This window comes from Metabacillus litoralis (assembly GCF_020524045.1).
Lineage (GTDB): Bacteria > Bacillota > Bacilli > Bacillales > Bacillaceae > Metabacillus > Metabacillus litoralis_C.
The window spans coordinates 253,514-280,372 of the sequence record NZ_JAIVKL010000006.1 but is presented as its reverse complement, the minus strand read 5'-3'; the positions used below and the strand labels follow the sequence as shown (position 1 = coordinate 280,372).

Sequence of the window (26,859 nt, the reverse complement as noted above, 5' to 3'; positions counted from 1 at the left end):
TACATTTTGTTTTAATTAGCGTTTTTAACTAGTTTGCTAATACAGTATGCTCTTTCATTCATTTCACCTTTCTATGGTAAGTTTCTTTCAAGTGACTAAAAATCAACATAGTTTATGAAAAAGTATCTTTTGAGAGATTGATTGGTGCAAAAGATGTACGCAACTCCCGAGGGTGCAGTGGTTATGCCGAAAGCTCACCGCCCACCCTAGAAAAAGTCACTTTTTGAAAAAAAGCAGTTGGTTTTCTCAATATTCCTCCCGCGGAAAACGAGCAACAATCTTGAAATCTACGTTTCAAGATCCTTGTAGCGCAAATCAACCACTCACAATACTTGTTATAAAGCAGAAAAGTTCGAGTGTAGAGATTCAATTAGTTAACCTTACATATTCCTACGATACTGTCCCCCAACTTCATACAATGCTGTTGTAATTTGACCTAAACTTGCTACTTTTACTGTTTCCATTAGTTCTGCAAAAATATTGCCGTTTTCTATTGATGTTCTTTTTAATCTATTTAATGCTTCTTCGATTTTATCTTCGTTTGCTTTTTGGAACTTTTGTAGATTTTGAATTTGTGTTTCCTTTTCTTCTTTTGTTGCTCTTGCTAATTCCATGTTATCCATCATTTCTTGTGATGGTGGATTTGGGTTTAAGTACGTATTCACTCCTATGATTGGCAGCTCTCCAGTATGTTTTTTCATTTCATAATGCATCGATTCATCCTGGATTTTGCCACGCTGATATTGAGTTTCCATCGCACCAAGTACACCGCCACGTTCATTGATTCGATCAAACTCTGTTAATACAGCTTCTTCTACTAAATCTGTTAATTCTTCTATAATAAAGGAGCCTTGAAGTGGGTTTTCATTTTTTGTTAAGCCATGTTCTTTTGTAATAATCATTTGAATCGCCATCGCACGGCGAACAGATTCTTCTGTTGGTGTTGTGATCGCTTCATCATATGCGTTTGTATGAAGCGAATTACAGTTATCATGAAGAGCCATTAATGCTTGTAATGTCGTTCGAATATCATTAAAGTCAATTTCTTGTGCGTGTAAAGATCTCCCTGAGGTTTGGACATGATACTTAAGCTTTTGACTTCTTTCATTTGCACCATATTTGTCTCTCATAACAGTAGCCCATATTCTTCTCGCCACACGTCCAATCACTGTGTATTCTGGATCAAGTCCATTGCTAAAGAAGAATGAGAGATTTGGTGCAAAGTAATCAATATCCATTCCTCTACTTAAATAGTACTCAACATATGTGAAGCCATTTGAAAGCGTAAAAGCTAACTGAGAAATTGGGTTCGCTCCTGCTTCAGCAATATGGTAGCCTGAAATTGATACAGAATAATAATTTCTTACTTTATAATCGATAAAATATTGCTGAATATCCCCCATTAGCCTTAAAGCAAATTCTGTTGAAAAAATACATGTGTTTTGACCTTGATCTTCTTTTAAAATATCAGCTTGCACTGTTCCTCTTACTGTTTGAAGAGTAAAAGCTTTTATTTCTTCACACTCTTCATGAGTGAGCTGTCTTCCTAGCTCTTCTTCTTTTTTGCTCACCTGCTGAGAAATGGCTGCATTCATAAACATTGCTAAAATAATTGGTGCCGGTCCATTAATCGTCATAGAAACAGAGGTAGATGGAGCACAAAGATCAAAGCCAGCATATAGCTTTTTCATATCTTCAAGTGTACAAATACTCACACCACTTTCACCGATTTTCCCATAAATATCTGGACGATATGCAGGATCTTCACCATACAACGTGACAGAATCAAATGCAGTACTCAATCGTTTCGCATCATCATCTTTTGATAAATAATGAAAACGTCGATTTGTTCTTTCAGGCGTTCCTTCTCCAGCAAATTGTCGCTTAGGATCTTCACCTTCGCGTTTGAAAGGAAACACACCAGCAGTATATGGGAATACCCCAGGAACATTTTCTCTGTATAACCACGCCAAAATATCGCCTTCATTTTTATACTTTGGTAATGCTACCTTAGGAATCATCAGACCTGATAAGGAGATAGTTTTTAGCTTAGTCACTATTTCTTTATTTCGAATAACTGTTGTAAATGCATCTGCGTTATACTTTTCCTTTAGGTCATTCCAATGATTAAGCAATGCTTTTGAATCGGCAGTTAACTTTCCTTCTAATTTCTCTTTTAAAGCGACTAAAGTTTTCATAACATCTTCGTTTTCATCTTGGTCAGAGATTGCCTGTATCGTTCCATTTACTTGAAATAACTTCGTAGCAATTTCTGCTTGTTCTTCTGAAAATTTATGATAACTTCTTACCGTTTCACTAATTTCTCTTAAATAGTAACGACGTTCAGGTGGAATAATGACATTTTGTTTCTCAACATCCTTAACGATCGGCAATGATGATGTCCATTGTTGATTTGTTTTTTCATTGATTAATTCTAATAGCTTTGAAAATAATGTGTTTGTCCCTAAATCATTAAATTGACTTGCAATTGTTCCGTACACAGGCATGTTATCTAATGGCTCATCAAATAAAAGACGACTACGCTGATATTGCTTTTGTACTTGGCGCTTTGCATCTTCTGAACCTTTTCGTTCATATTTATTGATCACAACCAGATCCGCATAATCGAGCATATCGATTTTTTCAAGCTGTGATGGAGCTCCAAATTCACTTGTCATAATATACATAGAAAGATCACAGATTTCCGCAATTTCAGCATCACCTTGACCAATTCCACTTGTTTCGACGATTATTAATCCAAAGCCTGCACCCTTCACTACAGAAATCGCATCATGAATAGCGAGTGAAAGCTCAGATTTCGATTGACGTGTTGCTAAGCTTCTCATAAACACTCGCGGAGAAAAGATCGCATTCATTCGAATTCGGTCGCCTAATAATGCTCCACCCGTTTTTTGTTTCGTAGGATCAATCGATAACACAGCAATTTTTAAATTCGGCACTTCATTTAGAAATCTTCGAATTAATTCATCTGTTAATGAGCTTTTCCCTGCTCCACCAGTCCCTGTAATTCCGATAACTGGTGCAGGTGAATCAACATGTTGAAGTTCTTGAAATAGATGCTCAATATTGGATGAAATCTCACCTTGAGAAACCTTTGATTCTGCATACGAAATCAGTTTCGCAACCGCCTTTTGCTGCCCTTCTTTTAGTTGCTCAAGGTCAAATGCTTCATTTTCAACTGTTGAAAAATCACATTCTTTAATCATATGATTAATCATGCCTTGTAAACCAAGCTCTCTACCATCTTCAGGAGAAAAGATTTTAGCGATTCCGTATTCATGTAATTCTCTTATTTCACGAGGGATAATCACTCCACCGCCTCCACCAAACAGTCGAATATGTCCTGCACCCTTTTCTTGCAGAAGATCATGCATATATTTAAAAAATTCAACATGACCACCTTGATAAGAGGAAATCGCAATTCCTTGTGCATCCTCTTGAATCGCTGCTGCAACAATTTCTTCGACCGAACGATTATGTCCTAAATGAATCACTTCAGCACCGCTTGCTTGTAAAATCCGACGCATAATGTTAATTGAAGCATCATGTCCATCAAATAAGCTTGATGCTGTTACAAATCGAACAGCATGCTTTGGCTTATACACTTCTGTTATTGTCATAAACATCCACCCCTATGTTTTACGTAACACCTAAAGCATAAGCCAAAAGTGTCCGCAGACTATTTCTCCACAACCCCTTGTAGAATTAGCTTTGTTTGTAGTTCAATGTATTTTTCAAGTGTGTAATTTTTTTGAAGTGTCCATCTTCTAAACGCCCACATCTGCCCCTGAACAATAATATTGTGAGCCACCATATCACACTGCTCTTCTGTAAGTGTTAACTCTCGATTTTCCACACATCTTACAATAATTTTCTTAAACATAGCTGCCATTTCATTTTCCTTCTTTAAAACATAAGGAAGCGCATCTTTTGATAAAGATTTCGCTTCTTGATACATGACTAGCACCTCATCCTGCATCACATCTACCACTTTAAAATAATTATTTATCGCCAGCTGTAGGCTTTCTATCGTCCCTAGTTTTGTATCAATATTTTCCTCAAGGCGCATATGAACTTGGTCATAAATTGTGTCACAGACTAAATATAGGACATCTTCTTTTTGTCTGATATATTCATATAAAGTGCCAATACTAAATCCTGCTGCTTTGGCAATTTCTCTTGTTGTTGTGCGATGAAATCCCTTTTCCTTAAAAAGAGTGACCGCTCCTTTAATCATTTGATTTCGTCGCTTCTCTATTAATTTCTCATCTTTTACAGATGCTAAAACTTCTCGTTTTTCCATCTACCTCCCCACCTCTTTTCTTATCTATTCATTAGCCTTTGAAATTTGTTCTGTTGATTTACGTTGCATCATTTATTTTGTAATCATTCTCGAAATAACTAGACGTTGAATTTCCTGTGTTCCTTCGTATATTTGAGTAATTTTTGCATCTCTCATAAAGCGTTCTACAGGATAATCCTTTGTATAGCCATAACCGCCAAATACCTGTACAGCTTCTGTTGTTACTTGCATTGCCGTGTCACCAGCAAATAATTTTGACATAGCCGATTCTTTTCCATAAGGAAGTCCCTCTGATTCTAACCATGCTGCTTGATAGGTTAATAGACGTGCTGCTTCAATGTTTGTTGCCATATCTGCTAACTTAAAGCTAATTCCTTGCTGTGCAGCGATTGGCTTACCAAATTGCTCACGTTCTTTTGCATATGCAATTGCAGCATCTAGAGCACCTTGAGCAATCCCAACAGCTTGTGCAGCAATTCCATTTCTGCCACCATCTAATGTCATCATCGCTATTTTAAAACCATCACCTAGTTGACCAAGCATATTTTCCTTTGGCACTCTACAATCTTCAAAAATGATTTCAGTCGTAGGTGAAGAACGAATACCTAATTTACTTTCTTTTTTTCCTACTGAAAATCCCGGAAAATCTTTTTCGACAATAAAGGCTGTTGTTCCTTTATTTTTACTAGAAGGATCTGTTATAGCAAATACGATGTAGATGTCGGCAATTCCTCCATTTGTAATGAAGATTTTTGATCCATTTAAAATATAGTCATTTCCATCTTGTTTGGCATTTGTTCTCATTCCACCAGCGTCAGAGCCAGAGCCTGGTTCTGTTAGGCCATATGCACCAATTTTTTCCCCTAGTGCCATAGGTTTTAAGTATTTTTGCTTTTGCTCCTCAGATCCAAATTTATATAAAGGCCAGCCTGCTAATGATGTATGTGCAGATAATGTAACCCCGGTGCTTGCGCAAACTCTTGAAAGCTCTTCGACCGCAATTACATAGGATAAGTAATCGCTTCCAATTCCACCATACTCTTCATCCCATGGAATACCTGTTAATCCTAAATCAGCCATTTTCTTGAACAGATCCATATCAAAGCGCTCTTGTTCATCTCGTTCTGCTGCTGTTGGCTCAACTTCCTTTTTAGCAAAATCTCGTACAGTTTTTCTTAGCATTTCATGTTCTTCTGATAGTTTAAAAAACATAGTGTATCTCCCCTTTTGTTGGAAATTATCTTATTTTTATCCGGTAAAACAATTTTTCTAAAGATGTTAATTAAGCAACAATATTTACAGTAATTATAGTGCAATGTAGCGGAAGAAACTTGACTCCTGCGGGCGCAGAGGAAAGGGTGAGACCCCACAGGCGCTTGCGCCGAGGAGGCTCAGCTTCCTCCCCGCGGAAAGCAAGTTTCTGGAGCGAAATGGAACGGACTATTACAATCAGGTAAATTTTATTTTATGAAGTGTTTTCTTCAGATTTTTAAAAGCAACAAGTTTCAAAATATAGCCTTATTTTAATAAATGCTTACTAATCACTATTTTTTGAATTTCACTTGTACCTTCGTAGATTTCACATACTTTTGCATCGCGGAAATATCTTTCAACTGGATAATCCTTTGTATAGCCATAGCCGCCATACACTTGAATGGCTTCAGTTGACACCTCCATAGCTGTTTTAGAAGCTAGGAGCTTTGCCATTGCTGCTTGTTTTCCACAAGGTAGATTATTTTCTTTAAGCCATGCTGCTTGATAGACTAGTAGTTTTGCTGCTTCAACTTTTGTTGCCATATCAGCTAGCTTAAAGGCAATTCCTTGTTGCGTGGAAATTGGTTTTCCAAACTGCTGTCTTTCTTTTGCATATGAAATTGACTTTTCTAGTGCTGCTTCAGCAATGCCTAGTGCTTGGGCTGCAATACCGATTCTTCCGCCATCAAGATTAGCCATCGCAATTTTAAAGCCTTCTCCTTCTTGACCTAGAAGATTATCTGCTGGCACCTTTGCGTCTTCAAACATTAATGAAACTGTTCGTGATCCATTTAACCCCATCTTATGTTCATCTTTACCTATAACAAATCCGGGAGTGCCGCTTTCGACGATAAAAGCTGATATTCCTTCACTGCCTTTGCCTTCACCTGTCCTTGCAAAAACGATGTACGTATCTGCTTCACCACCATTTGTGATAAACATCTTTGATCCATTTAATAGATAATGATCTCCCTTTTTGACAGCACGTGTTTTCATGCTTGCTGCATCAGAGCCAGAGCTTGGTTCTGTTAAACAAAATGCGCCTAAGTACTGACCCGTTGCGAGTTTTTTTACATAGTTTTCTTTTTGCTTTTCATTACCAAAAGCAAGTATTGGATACGTACCGACTGAAGTATGAACAGATAAGATGACAGAAAGTGTTGCACTAGCCTTTGAAATTTCATGAATAGCGATTGTATATGCTGTAAAATCCATTCCCGCTCCACCATATTTTTCAGGAACAGGAATACCCATTAAACCTAGTGCTGCCATATTATTTAACAATTCCCTCGGAAAAATCCCCTTTTCCATTTTCTCAACAAATGGCTCAATTTCTGATTTAGCAAATTCTCGCACCATTTTTTGCAGCATCATTTGTTCTTCTGTGAAATGTAGATTCACGTGAATCCACCCCTTTGCGTTACTTTGCACGTTTTGAAAAAACCCCTTTGATCTTAAAAATCTACTAGTATCGCAATTTAATACGTATAAAAGCCTCTACCTGATTTTCTCCCTAACCAGCCAGCACTTACATACTTTCGTAACAATGGACATGGACGATATTTATCATCTCCAAACCCTTCATGAAGAGTTTCCATAATATATAAACATGTATCAAGGCCGATGAAATCAGCTAAAGTTAAAGGTCCCATTGGATGGTTCATTCCAAGCTTCATCACCTCATCAATCGCTTCTTCCTCAGCAACCCCTTCATAAACGGTATATATTGCTTCATTAATCATCGGCATTAAAATACGATTGGAAACAAAGCCTGGAAAATCATTTACTTCAACAGGAACTTTGTTTATCTTCTCTGTTAAATTCTTAATTTGGTCAAAAACTTCATCAGCTGTTGCTAGACCACGAATAATTTCGACTAACTTCATAACAGGTACAGGATTCATAAAATGCATTCCAATAACCTTTTCTGGTCTATTTGTCGCAGCAGCTATTTCAGTAATTGGCAGTGATGATGTATTTGTTGCTAGAATCGTATGATCTGGTGTTAGTTTATCTAGTTCCTTGAAGAGCTTTGTTTTAATTTCCATTTTTTCAACAATCGCTTCTATCACTAAATCGACGGAACTTGCATTTCCGAGGTCCACTGAGGTTGTTAATCTTTGTTGTGTTTCATTCTTCTGAATTTCGGTCATTTTCCCTTTTTCTACCAATCTAGTAAGCTGTTTTTCAATAGAATTTATCCCTTTTTCAACATTTTCCTCTGATATGTCATGTAGTACAACATCTATTCCTGACATCGCACAAACCTGGGCAATGCCTGATCCCATCTGCCCAGCTCCAACAACCATTATTTTCTGAATACTCATCTTATCCCTCCTTAAATAATGATCAAACTTTTCATCTTAAACTTGAATCATGATCGCATCACCTTGCCCACCGCCACTACAAATCGCTGCAATACCAATGCCTCCGCCTCTGCGTTTTAATTCATGTATGAGTGTGATGATAATTCTAGCTCCACTTGCTCCGATTGGATGCCCAAGTGCAACAGCTCCACCATTTACATTTACTTTTTCGGGATCTAAGTTAGCTAATTGATTTGCAGCTAGTGCAACTGTTGCAAAAGCTTCATTAATTTCAAACAAATCAATGTCTTCAATATTTTTGCCTGTTTTGTTTAAAAGTTCATTAATCACAAGACCCGGTGTTTTTGGGAAATCCTTTGCTTCAACAGCGATTGCCGTATGAGCTAAAATTGTTGCTAGTGGCTGTAAGCCTTCCTTTTGTGCACGCTCATCACTCATTAATACAAGTGCAGCTGCTCCATCATTAATTCCCGGGGCATTTCCAGCTGTAATTGTTCCATCATGATCGAAGACTGGTGCTAGCTTTGATAATCTCTCAATGGACGTGTCTTTGCGTGGTGCTTCGTCTTGATCAACGATTATTGGATCACCTTTTCGTTGTGGAACAGGTACAGCTATAATTTCTTCAGCTAAAAGTCCAGCTTCCTGTGCCTTTACTGCCCGCTGATGGCTTCTTAATGCCCATTCATCCTGCTCTTGTCGAGTTAGCTCTAAATCTTTTGAGGTACTATTTCCGTATGTGCCCATATGTACACCTGTAAAGCTACATGTTAACCCATCATGAATCATAGAATCCTTTACTGCACTATCTCCCATTTTTAAACCCCAACGTGCTTTTGGTAATAAATAAGGTGCATTGCTCATCGATTCCATTCCACCAGCAACAATCACTTCTTCATCACCAGCTCTAATTACTTGATCAGCTACTGTCACACTTCGTAATCCTGATGCACACACTTTATTAATTGTTTCTGTTTTAACATTCCACGGCAAATCAGCAGCACGGGCAGCCTGACGAGAAGGAATTTGCCCTTGCCCACTCTGTAGCACATTTCCAAAGATCACTTCATCGACTTTCTCACCATCAACATTTGCTCTTTTTAAAGCTTCTTTAATCGCAATTCCTCCGAGATCTGCAGCTGTTAATGAAGCCAGTGTACCTCCGAACTTTCCAACCGGTGTTCTTACCCCACTTAAAATCACTGTTTTTGCCATATCCAACACTCCCCTTTGTAAAAAATCTATTTTTAGCAAACGCTTTCAAAATTGACTGAACGCTCGCTCAATTAACAAGCATTAGCGAAGAGGGGTTCTTACCCCCTCTTCATTTTATGATCGTTTCTCTTTCTAAATAACTTAAGAAACTAATTCTTTTATTTCGCCAAAAATTGATTTTTCTAGTAGTTCAGCTACATCATATGTGCTAACTGTTTCTTCTACTTCTTTTGCTTTTGTTCCATCACTTAGCATTGTTAAGCAATATGGACAGCCTGCACTAATAACAGATGGCTTAACAGCTAATGCTTGCTCTGTTCTCGCTACATTAATTCTGCTGCCTGTATCTTCTTCCATCCACATCAGTCCACCACCAGCTCCACAGCACATACCTTTATCGCGGTTACGCTCCATTTCAACAAGCTTAACACCTGGAATCGCTTTTAAAATATCTCGTGGTGCATCATATACCTCATTGTATCTTCCTAAATAACAAGAATCATGGAAGGTAATTGTTTCTTCAACAGCAAGCTTTGGTTTTAGCTTACCTGATTTCACTAGCTCAGCAAGTAATTCTGTATGATGGAAAACCTCTGCTTCTAATCCAAAGTCAGGATATTCATTTTTAAAAATATTGTACGCATGTGGATCAATTGTAACGATCTTTTTGATGTCATTTTTCACAAACTCATCAATGTTCTTTGTTGCAAGCTCTTGGAATAAAAATTCATTTCCTAGACGACGTGGTGTATCACCTGAATTTTTCTCTTTATTACCGAGAATTGCAAATTTCACACCAGCTTCGTTAAGTAGTTTTGCAAAAGAAAGAGCAATCTTTTGGCTACGATTATCGTAAGATCCCATAGAACCAACCCAGAATAAGTACTCAAACTCTTCTCCAGCTTTGCTCATTTCCTTAACAGTAGGTACAACAACATCTTCTCTAGCCTCACGCCATGTTTCACGCTCTTTTCGGTTAAGTCCCCATGGGTTTCCTTGGCGTTCGATATTTGTCATCGCACGTTGTGCATCAGCATCCATTTTTCCTTCTGTTAATACTAAATAGCGACGCATATCAATAATTTTATCAACATGTTCATTCATAACCGGACATTGATCTTCACAGTTACGACAAGTAGTACATGCCCAAATTTCTTCTTCTGTAATTACATCACCAATTAATGATGGACTGTAGTCAACAGCTGTTGCTGCAGATTCATTTGCACCAGCACCTGAAGCCATCATAGCGATTTGATTTCCTTTTGTTCCACTAAAGGCAACCGCAGGTACCCAAGGCTGCTTCTGAGTAACTGCTGCCCCTGTAAAGGTTAAATGATCTCTTAATTTTAGGATCAAATCCATCGGAGAGAGAATTTTACCTGTACCAGTTGCCGGACACATATTTGTACAACGGCCACACTCTACACAAGCATATAAATCAATAAGCTGTGGCTGAGTAAAATCTTCAATTTTACCAACACCAAATGATTCTTGTGATTCATCTTCAAAGTCAATTTTTTCAAGCTTTCCTGGATTTGAAACTCGATTAAAGTAAACATTAGCCGGTCCAGCAATTAAATGTGCGTGCTTTGATTGTGGCACATATACTAAAAATGTTAGTAAGAATAGTAGATGAATCCACCAAGCAATATAAAATATAACGATAGAGCCTGTTTCTCCAACAAAGCTAAGTAAAAATGCAAATGAAGATGCAATTGGTTCTGACCATGTTAAATCATGACCATGCCAGACAAGCCCCATCCCATTACCTAGTAATACAGATAACATAAGTCCGCCAATGAAGATCAGCACTAAACCTGATTTAAAGCCTCGCTTAAGTCGAACAAGTTTTTCAACGTATCTGCGATGAAAAGCCCAAACAACTGCAACTAAAATCATGAATGTGACAATCTCTTGAAAAAATGTAAACGCAGGATACAGTGGCCCTAGTGGCAAATGTGCACCAGGTATCAGTCCTTTAATAATAAAATCAAGTGCGCCAAACTGAACAAGAATAAAGCCATAAAAAAACATCACATGGATAATTCCACTTTTCTTGTCTTTCAATAACTTCTTCTGTCCAAAGACATTAACCAAAATCTTTTCGAATCTTTCTTTTACCTTACCATCAAATTCAACTTTTTTACCAAGCTTAATGTAAGCCATCCTTGTACGAATTAAGTAAACAAATAAATGTACAGCGTAAGCGGTTACAATTAAGAATGCAATAAAATTCACCCATAAAAGTGCATCCATCTCAATTTCCCCCAATCTCCCAGTTGTAACAATACTTCTTGGTCACTACCCCTAAAACTCTTCCCTTTTTAACTATACCTCTATGATAATAAATGAATGAGCATTCAGTCAATAGTTTTTTTGGTGCCTGTCACTCCCCGAATTATGTCGAATACATCTAGATGCCATGTACATAAAAAGCTTCGTTACCGTTAAAGATAATAAAAATAAATTTGTCAGCTTTAAATTTTCGCATTGTATCAATTGTTTTCATCACGGTCCCATTCTTATTTGCTGCTACTACTTGGAGGAGGTATTGCCTTTGACTACGTTAATCATCTGCTCTATCGTTGTGGCGATTCTAATTGGCTGGTTGATCTTTGACTATAAAGCCGGTCGGAAAAACCATCTTTTAACTTCTAAATACACCCAGTATCCTCTAAGAAAAAGTAACATTTCACTCTTCATTGATGGAAATGATTTTTATAAAGATTACTTCGAGAACATTAAAAATAGTACTACATATGTTCATGTGATATTTTTTATTATGAAAAATGATAAAATCAGTCATGAATTTTTATCTATTTTGGGTAAAAAAGCAGAAGAGGGCTTAGATGTACGTTTATTACTTGATTATGTTGGTGGCTCTAAACTAGGTAAGAAAAAAATTCAAATATTAAAAAACCAGGGAGTCCGATTCGCTTTTTCACACAAACCTAAATTACCTTTTTTGCTTTATACTTCCCAAGCACGGAATCACCGGAAAATAACCGTTATTGACGGAAAAACGTCCTATTTAGGCGGATTTAATATTGGAAAAGAATATCTTGGACAAGATCCTAAGTTTGGCTATTGGAGGGACTATCACCTAAAAATTCAAGGTGAAGGAACTCTTGATCTACAACAGCAATTTTTTAAAGACTGGTTTGATTCAACAGGCGAAAATGAACTTAATGAAGTTCACTTCCCTACCCTAACTCCTAAAGGGGAAAGCAGCCATATGTTTATTTCAACCTATGGTGAAAAATTAGAAGATCATTTTATCGATTTTATCCAAAATGCCAAACAAGAAATTATTATTTGTACACCATATTTCATTCCTGGAAAAAGGGTTTTAAATGAGCTACTAGAAGCCTTATCAAGAGGTGTAAAGGTGAAAGTAGTTGTACCTATGGGTAAAGACCACCCATTTGTAAAGGAAGCATCACTTCCCTATTTTGGGCCACTTATTTTAGCTGGGTGTGAAATATATCAATATTTCTATGGATTCTTTCATGCAAAAATGATTATCATTGATGATAAATTTTGCGATATTGGAACAGCCAATTTCGATAAACGCAGTATGTTTCTAAATGATGAAATGAACTGTTTAATATACGATCCTGCTTTCATTGAAAAAGTCCGTTCATTAATCAACGAAGATATGAAGCACTCTGAGCTATTAACGTATAGCGCCTATCAAAAAAGACCTCTTACTAAAAAGATAAAAGAGGTATTCGCAACAATAATTTCACATTTTCTATGAGGAGAAAGTTAAATGATTATTCGTTTTGGTTATGTTTCACACGCTCTCGCTTTATGGGATTGCTCTCCTGCAAAGTCATTAACATTTACACGATGGAAGCAGCTAGACGAGAATGAGAGGAAAGAACAACTTTTATATGTAACAAGAAAAAATTTAGAGCATACTTTACGTATGATTCATTACAATATTGCTCAAGAAATTCATGTTTACCGTCTATCTTCATCAATTGTGCCGCTCGCTACACATCCAGAGGTACTTTGGGATTACCGAACGCCTTTTAAAGATTTACTCACAGAGATCGGTCAGGTAGTGAAGAAAAATAAAATGAGAACTAGTTTTCACCCTAATCAATTTACATTATTCACAAGTGACAAACCTCATATTACAGATAATGCTGTTGGTGATATGCAATATCATTATGATTTGTTAGATGCAATGGGTCTTGCCGATGAAGCAATAATTAACATTCATGTAGGTGGAGCTTATGGAAATAAGGAAAAAGCTACCGAACGCTTTCATGAAAATATAAAAAAGTTGCCAGATAAAATCAAAAAAAGAATGACACTTGAAAATGATGACAAAACATATACAACAACTGAAACATTAAAGATTTGTCAAAAAGAAAAGGTCCCGATGTTATTTGATTATCATCATTACATTGCCAATAAAGAAGAAGATGAAAATTTCGAAGATCTATTGCCAGAAATTTTTAACACCTGGTCATCTGTTGGTCTTCATCCAAAAATTCACGTGTCATCACCTAAAACAGAAAAGGAATTTAGAAGCCACGCAGATTATGTGGATGCTGAATTTCTTATGCCATTATTATTATTTTTAAAAAACCACAATGCAAACGTTGACTTAATGATTGAAGCTAAGAAAAAAGACCTTGCAGCAATAAAGCTTTGTGAGGATATTTCTAAAATTAGAGGTGTAAAGCGAATTGGTGGCGCAACAATACAGTGGTGAGACTAACTTAAAGGTTAGTCTTTCTTTCTATTCCTATACTTGATTTATAGGTATTAATACCTACTTCCTTTGTCGAAAATTAGGTCATATATCACTTGCTTAATACATCCTCAATTATATAACCTATAGATACAGCAAGAATTTTCAGAAAATTGTGCAAGCGCTTGCACTTTAAAGCCTTTTATTTTTCATTAAAAATGAAAGCGTTTTAATTTCTGATCACGTGATCATGATCGATTAAACTACTAACAATCGGGGGTATTTTTGTGAAAAGATTTCTCAAACAAGTTAGCATCAGTTTTATTATTATTCTCTTAGCCACAACAACACTTTTTAATCCGTCAGCTTCTGCTGATATTAAGTCAGATTACAAAGCGTATGTGATGGCCCCATTAACAAAAATCACAAATTGGACTGATTTCGCAAAACAGCTTGCTACTTTAAAAAGCAATGGAGTTTATGCCTTAACAACTGATGTTTGGTGGGGCGATGTTGAAAAGAATGGCAATAATCAGTTTGATTGGTCTTATTATCGTAAGTATGCTCAGGTTGTCAGAGATTCAGGATTAAAATGGGTGCCAATTATTTCAACACACCAATGTGGAGGAAATGTTGGGGATGATTGTAATATTCCTGTTCCTAACTGGGTCTGGAATCTTGCTAGCGAAGATGTGTTAACACACGAGTCAGAAACAGGTTATGTGAATAAAGAAACCGTCTCACCATGGGCAACAAATGTGATCTCAACTCAATATAACGAGCTTTATGCATCTTTCGCTCAAAACTTCTCAGATTATAAAGATATCATTGTTAAAATCTATTTAAGTGGTGGACCAGCTGGTGAACTACGTTTTCCATCCTATGTTACTGGTGATGGGTGGAGCTATCCATCAAGAGGAAAATTACAAGCTTATACAGAAACAGCTAAAACAGATTTCAGAAATAATATGCAAGCAAAATATGGAACAATCAGTAGCTTGAACGCTGCTTGGAACACTAATTTATCTTCATTTAGTCAAGTGAATCCACCATCCGATGGCGATAATTTCTTCACTTCAGGTGCTGCTTACAATAGTCAATATGGTAAGGACTTTATGAATTGGTACCAAAGTGTTTTAACAAAACACCTTTCTTTAATTAGCAGTAAAGCACATCAAAACTTCGACTCTACATTTGGTGTACCAATTGGTGCCAAGATTGCTGGACTTCATTGGAAAATGAATGATCCATACATGCCACATGCAACTGAATATTCTGCGGGATATTATGATTATGCGAAAATTTTAGATCAATTTAAAGCGAGTAATCTACACCTAACATTTACTTGCTTGGAAATGGACAATAGCCAGGCTTATACAAGCCCATACTATTCAGCTCCTAAATCACTTGTTACACAAATTGCTAACCTTGCAACTCAAAGAGGAATCGTTTTGAATGGTGAAAATGCATTAGCCATTTCAAGCTCTGATGCAAGCTATAGTGAATCACGCTACCGCAACACTGCTCAACATTTATTTAACGAAGGCTTTAGTGGATTTACACTACTTCGCTTAGCAAATGTAGTCAATTCAAATGGAACAAAAACAGCTGAGATGGATCGTTTTAGAGATATTTTAGTTCTTCAACCAATCAAAGTTGATTTCATTGTTAAAAATGCTCCTACCTCTTCTGGTGATACCGTTTATGTAACAGGAAACCGTTGGGAAATGGGCATGTGGAATAATGCCGATGGTAAAAAAATTAAGCTAACATGGAACAGCACATACCAAGACTGGAGAGGCTCTGCTTATATAGCTGCAAATCGTTATTATGAATTTAAAGCAGTTGTTGCAGGCTCAAATAATGTAGTGAAATCATGGGAGCCTGGAAGCAATAATGTTTGGAATACTCCATCATCGAATAGTAGTTACACAGTTCAGTGGTAATTTAAAAAGCGCAAGGTGCCCGCCTATCAGCGTAAAGCATAATGTAAATAGGAAATAGAAGTTGCTCTTTGTCTTACATTCCTATTTGACTTATGGCTCGAGCCGATAAATCATAGAGCTAGACACTAAAACTAAGTAAAAACTTTATCCTTTTAATTTTTTGAACAAAAGAGGCTGGGAAATAAGTATTAAAGCTAATGAAAAACCCGAATTATTAGGTGATATGTCAATTAATCATTCGCCTAATAGTTCGGGTTTTTATTTGTCGTCTACAATAGATTTTTTGATTTTAGAAACCTTTTTTAAGAATTAGTGGAATGGAGCGGAAGACACTAGGGCACCTACGGGAATTGAGGAAAGGCTGAGACCCCGAAGGCGCTTGCGTCGAGGAGGCTCAGCTTCCTCCCCGGCGAATGGAGTGTCTGCAGCGCAATGGAACGAACTTGTTTCTTTCAGCTTAACTGAATTTAGATTTATTCGTCTTTTTGTATGACATCTTTAATTATGTCCCAATCTTTTTCCTGTTACATTTTTTCAGGAGCAGAAACACCAATTAATGTTAGTGCATTTTGTAGTGTCACTTGTGTTGATTTCATTAACGCAAGTCTTGCACGACTTTTTTCTTTATTTTCAGGATCCAGCACTTTTTCAGCATTATAAAAGCTGTGTAAAGTTGATGCCAAATCAAAAATATAATTTGTGATTCGGTGTGGAATTCGTTTTTGTGCAGCTTCTGTAACAGCTTGTGGGAATTCGCCTAATTTCTTCAGTAGGTCAAATTCCTTTTCTGATGAAATTTCATCAAGCTTTAAATTATCCTCAAAAGTAAGTCCTTGTTCCTCACCTTGGCGAAGCATGCTGCAAATACGCGCATGTGCATATTGAGCATAATAAACTGGGTTTTCATTTGATTTTGAAACAGCTAAATCAAGATCAAAATCCATATGTGTATCAGCACTTCTCATTGCAAAGAAGTAACGAACTGCATCAAGACCTACTTCTTCAATCAAATCTCTCATTGTTACAGCTTTACCAGTACGTTTACTCATCTTCATTTTCTCACCATCTTTATAAAGATGAACAAGCTGAATGATTTCAACCTCTAACGTATCCTTGCCATATCCTAACGCTTCAATTGCTGCTTTCATACGTGGAATATAACCATGATGGTCAGCACCCCATACGTTAATAAGCTTTGTAAACCCACGATCAAGCTTGTCCTTATGATAAGCAATATCAGGTGTTAAGTACGTATAAGATCCATCATTCTTAATCAATACACGATCTTTGTCATCACCAAATGTTGTTGAGCGGAACCATGTTGCTCCCTCTTCTTCATAAATATGACCTTTTTCCTTTAATGCCGCTAAAGCAGTATCAATTTTCCCATTATGATATAAAGATGTTTCAGAATACCATACATCAAATGGCACACGGAACTCCTCTAAGTCAGCTTTCAGTTTACCCATTTCATATTTCAAGCCATATTCTCTAAAAAAGCTTAAACGCTCTTCACTAGATTGGTTAGCATATTGATCTCCAAATTCTTCAGCAAGCTTTTTCCCGATCCCAACGATATCTTGACCATGATAACCATCTTCAGGCATCTCCGCATCCTTACCTAATGCTTGTAGATAACGAGCTTCAACTGAACGAGCTAAATTATTAATTTGATTTCCCGCATCATTGATATAGTATTCACGTGACACATCATAGCCTGCTTTTGCTAAAACATTACATAAAGAATCGCCAACAGCTGCTCCACGCGCATGTCCTAAATGCAGATCCCCAGTAGGATTAGCTGAAACAAACTCAACTTGTAGTTTTTCATTATTACCTACATTTGTCTCTCCATAGCTTGTTCCTGCTTTTAAGATAGATGGAATTAAGTCTGTTAAATAGCTATTATTCATATAAAAATTAATAAACCCAGGTCCTGCAATTTCAATTTTATCAATAGAGCCTTTTTCTTTATCAAAATTAGCAACAATTTCCTCGGCAATCATACGAGGTGCCTTCTTTGCCACTCGCGCTAACTGCATCGCCATGTTTGTTGAATAATCACCATGTGCTTTTTCTTTCGGTAGCTCTAATAAAACATCTGGAATCTGCGCTTCTTCTGCTAAACCAGCCTTTAAAACTGCTGCTTTCACTTCATCTTTTAACCGTTCTTTTACTTGCTCAACTATGTTCATTTTTTATCCTCCTTATACGAAATACTTAGTTTATGTACATGCTTTTCATTTTCATCTATTTGCAAATCATATAAAATAACGAGCCTATCTTCAAGCTCTGTTTTTTCAAATTGTAGATTATGTGTAAATGTTTGAAGCTGTAGCTTCCCAAAAGGAGTGCCATAGTCTGTCACTGTTGGTATCGCTTGAATAAAGCGTTGCTTCATCGTCACAGCACCAGATCGCATCACAACAACCTCATCTTCACCAATCTTCACAGTTGTCCTTACAGATCCAAGCTCATGCTCTTCATTGTATCGAAGGTAAATGGAATGACCCTTTTCGATATACTCTCCTGTTGTATCCACTTCAATCTTTTCGATGTCGTGATCTTTCTCATTATGAATTTCTGAAACAACTTTAATTGAAACAGGTGTGCTTTCTGTCATGTAGACACTCCCTTTTCATTCATATCCTTAACTTTAATATTATAAAGAACGATTTGCAACTTAGCAAGGTGAAGATTGTTGATATTACGGGGGAATTCTACTTATATTTGGGAGTGTTCCATGTCATTGGAACGTCGTTTATGATGTTATTTGCTGTTTGAGGGAGTTTATTTGCTATAGTGGGCATTTTATTTGCTGATTTGTTCTTTTTATTTGCTGTTTCTTTGATTTTATTTGCCGAAATAGTCAATATATTAGATTTTCGACATAATTCGACAATAATCTAATCCCTACCTCAAAAAAAGCGACTAGTCATATGCTAGCCGCTTCCTTCATGTTATTTCCCGATAAACTGCTGTGTCCAATAATTACCGCTCGAAACATATCCCACACCAATATGTGTAAAGTTTGCACTTAAAATGTTTTTACGATGTCCGGCGCTATTCATCCATGCATTTACAACTTCTTCTGGTGTACGCTGGCCTTTCGCGATATTTTCACCAGCTGCACGATAGGTGATAGCAAATTTCTTCATCATGTCAAAAGGTGAACCGTACGTTGGACTTGTATGTGAAAAATAATTGTTTCTTTGCATATCTAGTGATTTCTCACGTGCTACTTTACTAAGAGCAGTATCAACCTTTAAAGCTGACAAACCATTTTTAGCACGCTCCTGATTAGTCAAATCTACCACTTGCTGTTCGAATTGATTAAGCTGGTAACCTGCTTGTTCATTTGATGTGTCTTCTTTTTGAGCAGGTTGTTGCTGAACAGGCTGTTGAGTAGGTTGTGTAACGGGTGTTGTCACCTGTTGTTGCTCTACCGGTTGCTGTTGAACGTGAATATTTTTAAAATACTTCTCAAATAAAGCATTTATTTGTTCTGCACTCAGATTACTAGATTTATAAGTATATACCTTTGTATACGTCGTATTTGAGGCAGCATCCGCCTGATTAGCTATTGGATTTGCCATCAATATTGCTGCACTAGCAACGATTGATACTAATAGTTTCTTTTTCATTTCATTTATCCTCCCCAATTCTTCTCTGCCTTTCGCACATATCGTAACATGTGGTTTTTTGTCATAATTGAGGGAGATTTTAACAAACTATAAAAAAACAGATTACTTAATAGGAAAATTGACATATAAATACCTATTTTCTATTAGGAAAAATATAAAACATTAAAAAATTTCAATCTATGTAATAGTAACTATATTTCAGGAAAAAATGGAACAGTATCCAATTTTTTAGTTATATATGATTGTTGACAAGTTTTCACTCACTATAAAATATGACAAAATATAACCTTAAGATGACAGATGTTACACATATTCGTAATAAAAATGGGGTCAGACCCCGAGAGTCTGACCCCACACTATTATCCTTTTTTCTGTACCCAACCAAGTATCATTTCTCTTAAGATCTTGCTAGCTGTATTAGCTGTTTGTTCTGATGGATCATAGATTGGTGCTACTTCAACTAAATCAGAGCCAACAACACGCACATCAGATGCTGCTATTGCATGAATTGAAGCTAGTAGCTCTTTTGATGTAATCCCACCTGCATCAACTGTTCCTGTACCAGGTGCGTGTGCAGGATCTAACACATCGATATCGATGGTTACGTACACAGGTCGTCCAGCAAGCTTTGGTAATATTTCTTTCAATGGCTCAAGTACTTCAAATTTAGAAATATGCATACCTACTTCTTTTGCCCACTTAAACTCTTCTTTCATTCCTGAACGTATGCCAAAAGAGTACACATTAGTAGGACCAATTAAATTTGCAATCTTTTTAATTGGTGTTGAGTGTGATAAAGGTTCACCTTCATAATCATCACGTAGATCTGTATGTGCATCCATATGAATGATCGCTAAATCAGGGTATTTTTTATACATTGCCTTCATAACAGGCCAAGAAACTAAGTGCTCCCCACCCATTCCTAACGGATACTTGTCATCTCTTAATAAAGAATCGATATATTCTTCAATCAATTCAATACTTTTTTGTGGATTACCAAATGGAAGAGGAATATCTCCAGCATCAAAATATTTCACTTCATCTAGTTCTTTATCTAAATATGGACTATATTCTTCAAGTCCAATTGACACTTCTCGTATTCTTGATGGACCAAAACGAGAGCCTGGTCGATAACTAACCGTCCAGTCCATTGGCATACCATAAATGACTGCTTCACTTTCCTCATAATTCGGATGACTTTTTATAAATACATTACCTGAATATGCTTCATCAAATTTCATGAAAATTCCTCCGTTCTTTAAAAAAAGTGAGAGAATGAACCCTCACTTTACTTGCCTCGCCTCTTAAGCTTGCCCGAGGCTGTACAGGCGATTACGCTTTTCTATTTGGCTAGCTACATCGCCTAGCCCCTCGAGGTCTTAAGTGTCTCAGGGAGTTGAAGGTAAAGTGCACCTTCAATTCTTGAGCCCCTTAAGCTTGTCGGGCCTAATCAAGGCGATTACGCTTTTCTATTTAATCAAGTCACTTACAAACTTCGGTAATACAAAGCATGCTTTGTGAAGTTCTTTTGTGTAGTATTTTGTTTCGATTTCGTGGAAACGATCTTCGCTTACTTCTAGTGGATCGTATTTTTTTGATCCGATTGTGAATGTCCATAATCCACTTGGGTATGTTGGGATGTTTGCTGTATAAAGACGTGTGATTGGGAAGATTTCCTTCACATCACGTTGAACATTTGTAATAAGTTCAGGTGTGAACCATGGGTTGTCTGTTTGTGCAACAAATACGCCATCTTCTTTTAATGCTTTTGAGATACCAGCATAAAATCCTTTTGTGAATAAGTTCACTGCAGGTCCCATTGGCTCTGTTGAATCAACCATAATCACATCATATTCATTTTCGCTTTCTGCAATATGCATGAAGCCATCACCCACTTTTACATCAACACGTGGATCATCTAGTTTCCCTGCAATTTCAGGTAGGAATTTCTTCGAATACTCAATAACCTTACCATCAATATCAACAAGTGTTGCTTTTTTTACTTGAGGGTGTTTAAGAACTTCGCGGATAACTCCTCCGTCTCCACCACCAACAACAAGGACATTTTCAGGATTTGGGTGTGTAAATAATGGTACATGAGCTACCATTTCGTGATAAACAAATTCGTCTTTTTGAGAAGTCATCACCATTCCATCTAGGAAAAGCATGTTACCAAATTCTTCTGTTTCAACCATTTCTAAATATTGAAAATCTGATTGTTCTGTATGTAACGTTTGTTTAACTTTTAACGTAATTCCAAAATTCTTCGTCTGTTTTTCTGTGTACCATAATTCGCTCATCTTCTTACCATCCTTTCAACTAGCTTTTACTATACGTTTATCCTTACTCTTTAAATTTAAAACTCAAAGTGAAAAGTGCCCTCGTATATAGCTTGTCTTATATTATTTTAACCGGTTGTTCGAAATAGCATCCGGTAATTTTCTATTGGTTTTTATCTCGTTTTTAACTAGACAGGAAAAGCTTTTCTTTCTCAATAAAACGAACTGTTAATTCTTTAAAGCTATAGTTGAATCTAGCAGAAATTCAAGGAAAAATCTATGACTTTTTATCAAAATGTTTAAAAAGCTTGTAAAAAACTCATAATGGCTAATAGTATACACGTCCGTCATTAAAAATAAGGAGGTGAGCAAATTGGATGTTATTACACCTAAACGTATGAAAATCACATTAAAAACGATTCGCGCTCTTACATTCATTAGTATATTATTCTTTATTTTTTTATCAACAATTGTATTAAGTGTTGTTTTATATGCAAAGTGGCAAGGAGCTCCTTCTTTAGCAGTGCCACAATCAACCATTATTTATGCAAATGATGGATCAACAATAGGTGAGTTGCATAATGGACAAAAACGCTATTGGGTCACTCTTGATTCTGTTTCAAAACATGTGCTGCAAGCTACGATAGCCATTGAGGATCAAAATTTTTATGAACATAATGGATTTGATTATAAAAGAATTGCAGGAGCTGCCCTCGCTGATCTAAAAGCAATGGCAAAGGTACAAGGTGCGAGTACAATAACACAGCAGTACGCTCGTAACTTATATTTAGCGCATGAAAAAACCTGGAAGCGCAAATTCAATGAAGCTTTATATACCATTAGATTAGAGCAAAATTATAGTAAGGATCAAATTTTAGAAGGTTATTTAAATACCATTTATTATGGTCATGGTGTATATGGGATAGAAGCTGCAGCTAATTATTATTTCGGAAAAAGCTCTAAATCATTAACTTTGGCTGAAGCAGCACTTCTTGTAGGTATCCCAAAAGGACCAAATCTTTATTCACCATATATTAATCAAGATAAGGCGGAGAAACGACAAGCGATCATTCTAGAGATGATGAAAAAAGAAGGTTATATTACAGAGCAGCAATATGAAAGTGCACGAAATCAACGTCTTGTTTATAAAACAAAAGCAGATAAAATTCAAAAGGGTATTGCTCCTTATTTTCAAGATGCGATGATCAGTTCTTTAGAAACTGAATTACAAATTGATGAACAAATGATTCAAACACAAGGATTAAAAATTTATACAACATTGGATCTCGATATGCAAGAAATTGCTGAAGAACTTGTTGCGAAATCGATTGACGAAAAATCTGATATTCAAGCAGGACTTGTTTCAATCGATCCAAAAACAGGTTATGTCAAAGCTTTAATAGGTGGTCGTGATTATGAGCACAGCCCTTTTAACCGGGCAACACAGGCTAAAAGGCAGCCTGGCTCTTCTATCAAGCCTTTACTTTATTATGCAGCCATTACAAAGGGATTTACTCCTTCAACTGAAATGAAGAGTGAGCCAACATCCTTCACATATGATAATGGTAAGGCAAATTATAGACCAAGTAATTATAACGATTATTATGCAGATGATTTTATTACAATGCTGCAAGCAATCGCTTTGTCAGATAATATCTTTGCTGTAAAAACACATATGTTCATTGGCATGGAGGAGCTCGCGAAAACAGGAGAACTATTCGGGCTAACCTCTAAGATTAAACAAATTCCATCAACAGCCCTTGGCACGTCCCCTGTAAGGCTTATTGAGCTTGTGAATGCTTATGGAATGCTTGGAAATGGTGGAAATAAGATCACACCAACGTTTGTTACGAAAATTGAAAATGCAGAAGGTGAAGTGATTTACAAAGCTGCTAAAAGTAAAGACCAGGTATTAAATGAACAAGCAGCTTTTGTCACAACACATATGATGACAGGGATGTTTGACACAAACTTAAATAGCTACACATCAGTAACAGGTCATAGTATCGCAAATTCTTTAACAAGAGATTACGCAGGTAAATCAGGAACAACTTCGACAGATAGCTGGATGGTAGGTATGTCACCGCAATTAGTTACTGGAGTATGGACAGGATATGATAAAGGAAAAACAATCAATCTCGTTCAAGAACGCAGCTACGCTAAAGCAATTTGGTCTAATTTTATGGAAAAAGCGTTGGAAGATCAATCCGTAAAGGCATTTAGACCACCAGACGGTGTTGTAGGGGTCTATATTAATCCCGAAAATGGCAAACTTGCTACAAAAGGATGTCCTGTACAAAGATACACCTACTATTTATCAGGAACGGAACCAACCGAATATTGTGAAGATCATATCAATGAAATAGAAGAAGATGATTCCCATAAAAATGAGAAAGAAGAAGATCGATGGTTTGATAAGCTATTTAAATGGTGGGACTAAATTTTACCATTTAAATAAAAAACCCCGAGCACAAAATGCTCGGGATTTTTTATGTCCTAGTTTTATAAAACTGTAATCTTAGTCTACTAATTTTACTGTAGAACCACAAGAAATTACCTTGTTGTTCACTAAATTGTCACTACTTTGCCACATATTACGTTGTACTTAAATCGTCCTTTAATTTTTGTTCTGACAAATTCCACATCGTTTCATTATGATTATGTAGGTATTGTGAAAGTATGTCCTTTGAACGGTTATCCATATGATCAACGATAATATGACGCTTCATTGATTTATCCATCCGATTCACATGCTCTGGAAGTGATTTGTAGCCTCGTCTTATTTCGCGGTCAACTGTAAGCTCACATGCTGTTACTCCAGCATAATATGGCCCCTCTGATTTTCGGTCAATCGTAACCCAAACGAGCCAATATGGTTTACCATTCGGAACTTCCTCTTTTGTTTTAAGAAACTTTATCCCTTTTTCCACAACACTTCTTGCATGCATCGCACCTATATCAACAAAAGCTTCTCCTTCTTCTATATCAATAAAAACAGGTGATACATTATCAAGACTTAGGGCACCAATCCCAAATCCTCCATGACCGTCTGTTGGGTCATTTTTTATAATATTAAAGCCAATGCTTTTTTTCTTTTTATCTTGTTCCATATAAAGTCCTCCTTATGAAAGGCTCTGTTAAACTTTGTTGTTGATTTCCGTTACAGGCATTCGCTTTCCGCGGGCGGTCCGGGAGCCTCCTCGGCGCAAGCGCCTGTGGGGTCTCCCTTTGACACGCTCCTCCCGCAGGAGTCTCATGCCTTCCACTCCAATCAACAAAGTGCTAAAAATCAACATTAAGCTTTAACATACCCTTATTAAAATTAAAATAGTGGGCTAAGTAATAGATGAAAGATACTCATCACAATCGTTTGACCAGTTTGTAAAAATGGATGGATCGTATATGAATCTAATGGTGTTATCACTAAAATAAGAAATATAACAATTCCATAGGTTTCATATTGAGTCATTTTTGATCTTATAGTAGGTGGTGAAAGATCTTCAATGATTCTGTATCCATCTAAAGGTGGGAAAGGTAGTAAATTAAATAAAAATAGCATCACATTTAAAGAGATAAATATTCCAAAAAATAAATCTAACTGATCTGCATAGTTAACTGGTAATACAGACATTATGCCCGTTGCGACAAGAATATTTACAATAACCATACCTAAAAAGGCTAGTAATAAATTACTTAATGGACCTGCAACTGAAACAAGTACACCAGCAAGACGAGGTCTTTTAAAAAAGAAGCGATTAACAGGTACTGGTTTCGCCCATCCAAATCCAGCGATAAAAATTAATATTGTACCGAATGGATCTAAATGTGCAAGTGGTGACAGTGTTAGCCTTCCTTGTCTTTGTGCAGTTGGGTCACCAAATTTATAGGCAACAAACGCATGGGCAAATTCATGAAGAGTAAAGGCAACAATTAAGGTGATTACAACATATGGAATGTAATCTAAAGGAAATGCTAAAAAGCTGAAATCGTTCATTTATTTCTCCTTTTGTTATATGTAAAATTTGAGCTGACATTGACGTGTTGTAATAAATCTAAATATGAAATTCTGTATAAAGCATGGAGCATCTTATCTCCATAGATAAGGACCTTTTATCTTTTAAAAAGGCTGTTTCGTAAACTTTGTTGCTTTAACAACTCCAAATTTACTGCACTATATAAAGCATAGTGGCATCTTTTCTTCATAGGATAGTACCTATTTTGCTATAACAACAATCTTTCCATTGCATAATTAGGTCAATTAGCAACAATCTTTCAGAAAAGAGGCTTTAAAAATAATGTTTCACCGTATTATTTTTAAAAGGTTCTTAAATAGATCTTGTAACTTTATACTTTATTTAAAAACAAAAACTAAGTAAGTTGATCGGATCGGAAGGTGCGAGACTCCTGCGGGTGCAGCGGGACAGGTGAGATCCCACAGGCGCTGAGCGCCGAGGAAGCTCACCGCCCGCCCCGCGGAAAGCGAGCAACCTGTAGAGAAGATCAACTATCACTAACTATTTATATAGGGTGATAAATGAACAACTTAGGTCAAGATTTATCTCTATATACATTGCTATATCCTTCTACCTTAACATGTAATGCAATCTATTTTCGAATAAAGTATACTATATTTAAGGTTCAATTTCTTGTACAAATGCTTTTGATCGTTGGTTTATACATATTTTTTCATCGACACAATTCACAAAACTTTGTAAAAAGGGAAAGTAAAAGGAGAGAGTACAATGCCATATGTAACAGTTAAGATGCTAGAAGGTCGAACAGAGGAACAAAAGAGAGCTTTAGTTGAAAAGGTTACAGCAGCTGTATCAGAAACAACAGGTGCTCCAGAAGAAAAGATTGCTATCTTCATTGAAGAAATGAGCAAAAACAATTACGCACTAGGCGGTAAACGTTTAAGTGACGAATAGGCAAGATATAGAATATAAGAACTCCGTAATTAAAAGAGTTTGGAAAATTTAAGCTAATGATAAACCCGAATTATTAGGTGATATGTCACTTAAACATTTGCCTAATAGTTCGGGTTTTTATTTGCCATCTTCAATAGTTTTTTTGATTTTGTAACATATTTTTAAGAAATAGTGGAATGGAGCGGAAGACACTCGACTCCTACGGGAAATAGAGGAAAGGCTGAGACCCCGCAG

19 protein-coding genes are annotated in these 26,859 nt (G+C 36.5%); 5 read left to right on the top strand and 14 right to left on the bottom strand.

Features of this window, described 5'->3' with window-relative positions; genetic code table 11:
* Positions 1-380: 380 nt before the first annotated feature.
* The 7 genes from icmF to LC076_RS11880 all read right to left on the bottom strand — a co-directional run bounded on the left by icmF (position 381) and on the right by LC076_RS11880 (position 11,376).
* Entirely contained in the window at positions 381-3,641 is a 3,261-nt protein-coding gene (icmF, locus tag LC076_RS11910) for a fused isobutyryl-CoA mutase/GTPase IcmF (protein WP_226669222.1), read from the bottom strand.
* A 59-nt stretch (positions 3,642-3,700) separates the two neighbouring features.
* Positions 3,701-4,324 carry a TetR/AcrR family transcriptional regulator gene (locus tag LC076_RS11905; protein WP_226669219.1) on the bottom strand — a complete coding sequence of 208 codons (624 nt, stop codon included), beginning with the start codon at positions 4,322-4,324 and terminating at the stop codon, positions 3,701-3,703.
* A 72-nt stretch (positions 4,325-4,396) separates the two neighbouring features.
* Positions 4,397-5,536: an acyl-CoA dehydrogenase gene (locus LC076_RS11900; protein ID WP_226669218.1), complete on the bottom strand. Its 1,140-nt coding sequence runs from the start codon at positions 5,534-5,536 to the stop codon at positions 4,397-4,399.
* Between the two features lie 306 nt (positions 5,537-5,842).
* Positions 5,843-6,979: an acyl-CoA dehydrogenase gene (locus LC076_RS11895; protein ID WP_226669214.1), complete on the bottom strand. Its 1,137-nt coding sequence runs from the start codon at positions 6,977-6,979 to the stop codon at positions 5,843-5,845.
* A gap of 77 nt (positions 6,980-7,056) precedes the next feature.
* Positions 7,057-7,905, bottom strand: coding sequence for a 3-hydroxybutyryl-CoA dehydrogenase (locus LC076_RS11890; RefSeq protein WP_226669211.1), 849 nt, complete (start codon positions 7,903-7,905; stop codon positions 7,057-7,059).
* Between the two features lie 36 nt (positions 7,906-7,941).
* Positions 7,942-9,120 carry an acetyl-CoA C-acetyltransferase gene (locus tag LC076_RS11885; protein WP_226669208.1) on the bottom strand — a complete coding sequence of 393 codons (1,179 nt, stop codon included), beginning with the start codon at positions 9,118-9,120 and terminating at the stop codon, positions 7,942-7,944.
* Between the two features lie 141 nt (positions 9,121-9,261).
* Entirely contained in the window at positions 9,262-11,376 is a 2,115-nt protein-coding gene (locus LC076_RS11880; RefSeq protein WP_226669206.1) for a (Fe-S)-binding protein, read from the bottom strand.
* A gap of 301 nt (positions 11,377-11,677) precedes the next feature.
* Here LC076_RS11880 and cls point away from each other — a divergent pair, with 301 nt between their 5' ends.
* The 3 genes from cls to LC076_RS11865 all read left to right on the top strand — a co-directional run bounded on the left by cls (position 11,678) and on the right by LC076_RS11865 (position 15,774).
* Positions 11,678-12,880, top strand: coding sequence for a cardiolipin synthase (gene cls / locus LC076_RS11875; protein WP_226669203.1), 1,203 nt, complete (start codon positions 11,678-11,680; stop codon positions 12,878-12,880).
* Between the two features lie 12 nt (positions 12,881-12,892).
* Positions 12,893-13,849 carry a UV DNA damage repair endonuclease UvsE gene (gene uvsE / locus LC076_RS11870; RefSeq protein WP_226669200.1) on the top strand — a complete coding sequence of 319 codons (957 nt, stop codon included), beginning with the start codon at positions 12,893-12,895 and terminating at the stop codon, positions 13,847-13,849.
* Positions 13,850-14,115: 266 nt separating this feature from the next.
* Positions 14,116-15,774, top strand: coding sequence for a family 14 glycosylhydrolase (locus tag LC076_RS11865; RefSeq protein ID WP_226669197.1), 1,659 nt, complete (start codon positions 14,116-14,118; stop codon positions 15,772-15,774).
* 524 nt (positions 15,775-16,298) lie between these two features.
* Here the strand turns inward: LC076_RS11865 and argS are convergent.
* The 5 genes from argS to speE all read right to left on the bottom strand — a co-directional run bounded on the left by argS (position 16,299) and on the right by speE (position 21,718).
* Positions 16,299-17,969: an arginine--tRNA ligase gene (gene argS, locus LC076_RS11860; RefSeq protein ID WP_226669195.1), complete on the bottom strand. Its 1,671-nt coding sequence runs from the start codon at positions 17,967-17,969 to the stop codon at positions 16,299-16,301.
* Positions 17,966-18,397 (bottom strand): DUF1934 domain-containing protein, encoded by a 432-nt coding sequence (locus LC076_RS11855; RefSeq protein ID WP_226669192.1) that lies wholly within the window; start codon positions 18,395-18,397, stop codon positions 17,966-17,968. Before LC076_RS11855 ends, argS begins: the two co-directional genes overlap by 4 nt.
* 337 nt (positions 18,398-18,734) lie before the next feature.
* Positions 18,735-19,418, bottom strand: coding sequence for a CAP domain-containing protein (locus tag LC076_RS11850; protein WP_226669188.1), 684 nt, complete (start codon positions 19,416-19,418; stop codon positions 18,735-18,737).
* Positions 19,419-19,777: 359 nt separating this feature from the next.
* A complete protein-coding gene (gene speB / locus LC076_RS11845; protein WP_226669185.1) occupies positions 19,778-20,659 on the bottom strand; it encodes an agmatinase in 882 nt (293 codons plus the stop codon).
* A 228-nt stretch (positions 20,660-20,887) separates the two neighbouring features.
* Positions 20,888-21,718 (bottom strand): spermidine synthase, encoded by an 831-nt coding sequence (gene speE / locus LC076_RS11840; RefSeq protein ID WP_226669183.1) that lies wholly within the window; start codon positions 21,716-21,718, stop codon positions 20,888-20,890.
* A gap of 352 nt (positions 21,719-22,070) precedes the next feature.
* Between speE and LC076_RS11835 the strand changes: the two genes are divergently transcribed.
* Positions 22,071-24,137 carry a transglycosylase domain-containing protein gene (locus LC076_RS11835; RefSeq protein ID WP_226669180.1) on the top strand — a complete coding sequence of 689 codons (2,067 nt, stop codon included), beginning with the start codon at positions 22,071-22,073 and terminating at the stop codon, positions 24,135-24,137.
* Positions 24,138-24,291: 154 nt separating this feature from the next.
* Here the strand turns inward: LC076_RS11835 and LC076_RS11830 are convergent, their stop codons facing one another.
* Together LC076_RS11830 and LC076_RS11825 are read right to left on the bottom strand one after the other, a co-directional pair.
* Positions 24,292-24,807, bottom strand: coding sequence for a YwhD family protein (locus tag LC076_RS11830; RefSeq protein WP_226669177.1), 516 nt, complete (start codon positions 24,805-24,807; stop codon positions 24,292-24,294).
* 212 nt (positions 24,808-25,019) lie between these two features.
* A complete protein-coding gene (locus LC076_RS11825) occupies positions 25,020-25,691 on the bottom strand; it encodes a site-2 protease family protein (RefSeq protein WP_226669174.1) in 672 nt (223 codons plus the stop codon).
* Between the two features lie 748 nt (positions 25,692-26,439).
* Here LC076_RS11825 and LC076_RS11820 point away from each other — a divergent pair.
* The gene (locus LC076_RS11820; protein WP_226669171.1) at positions 26,440-26,625 is read left to right on the top strand and encodes a 2-hydroxymuconate tautomerase; all 186 of its coding nucleotides are present in this window, start codon (positions 26,440-26,442) and stop codon (positions 26,623-26,625) included.
* Positions 26,626-26,859: the final 234 nt, after the last annotated feature.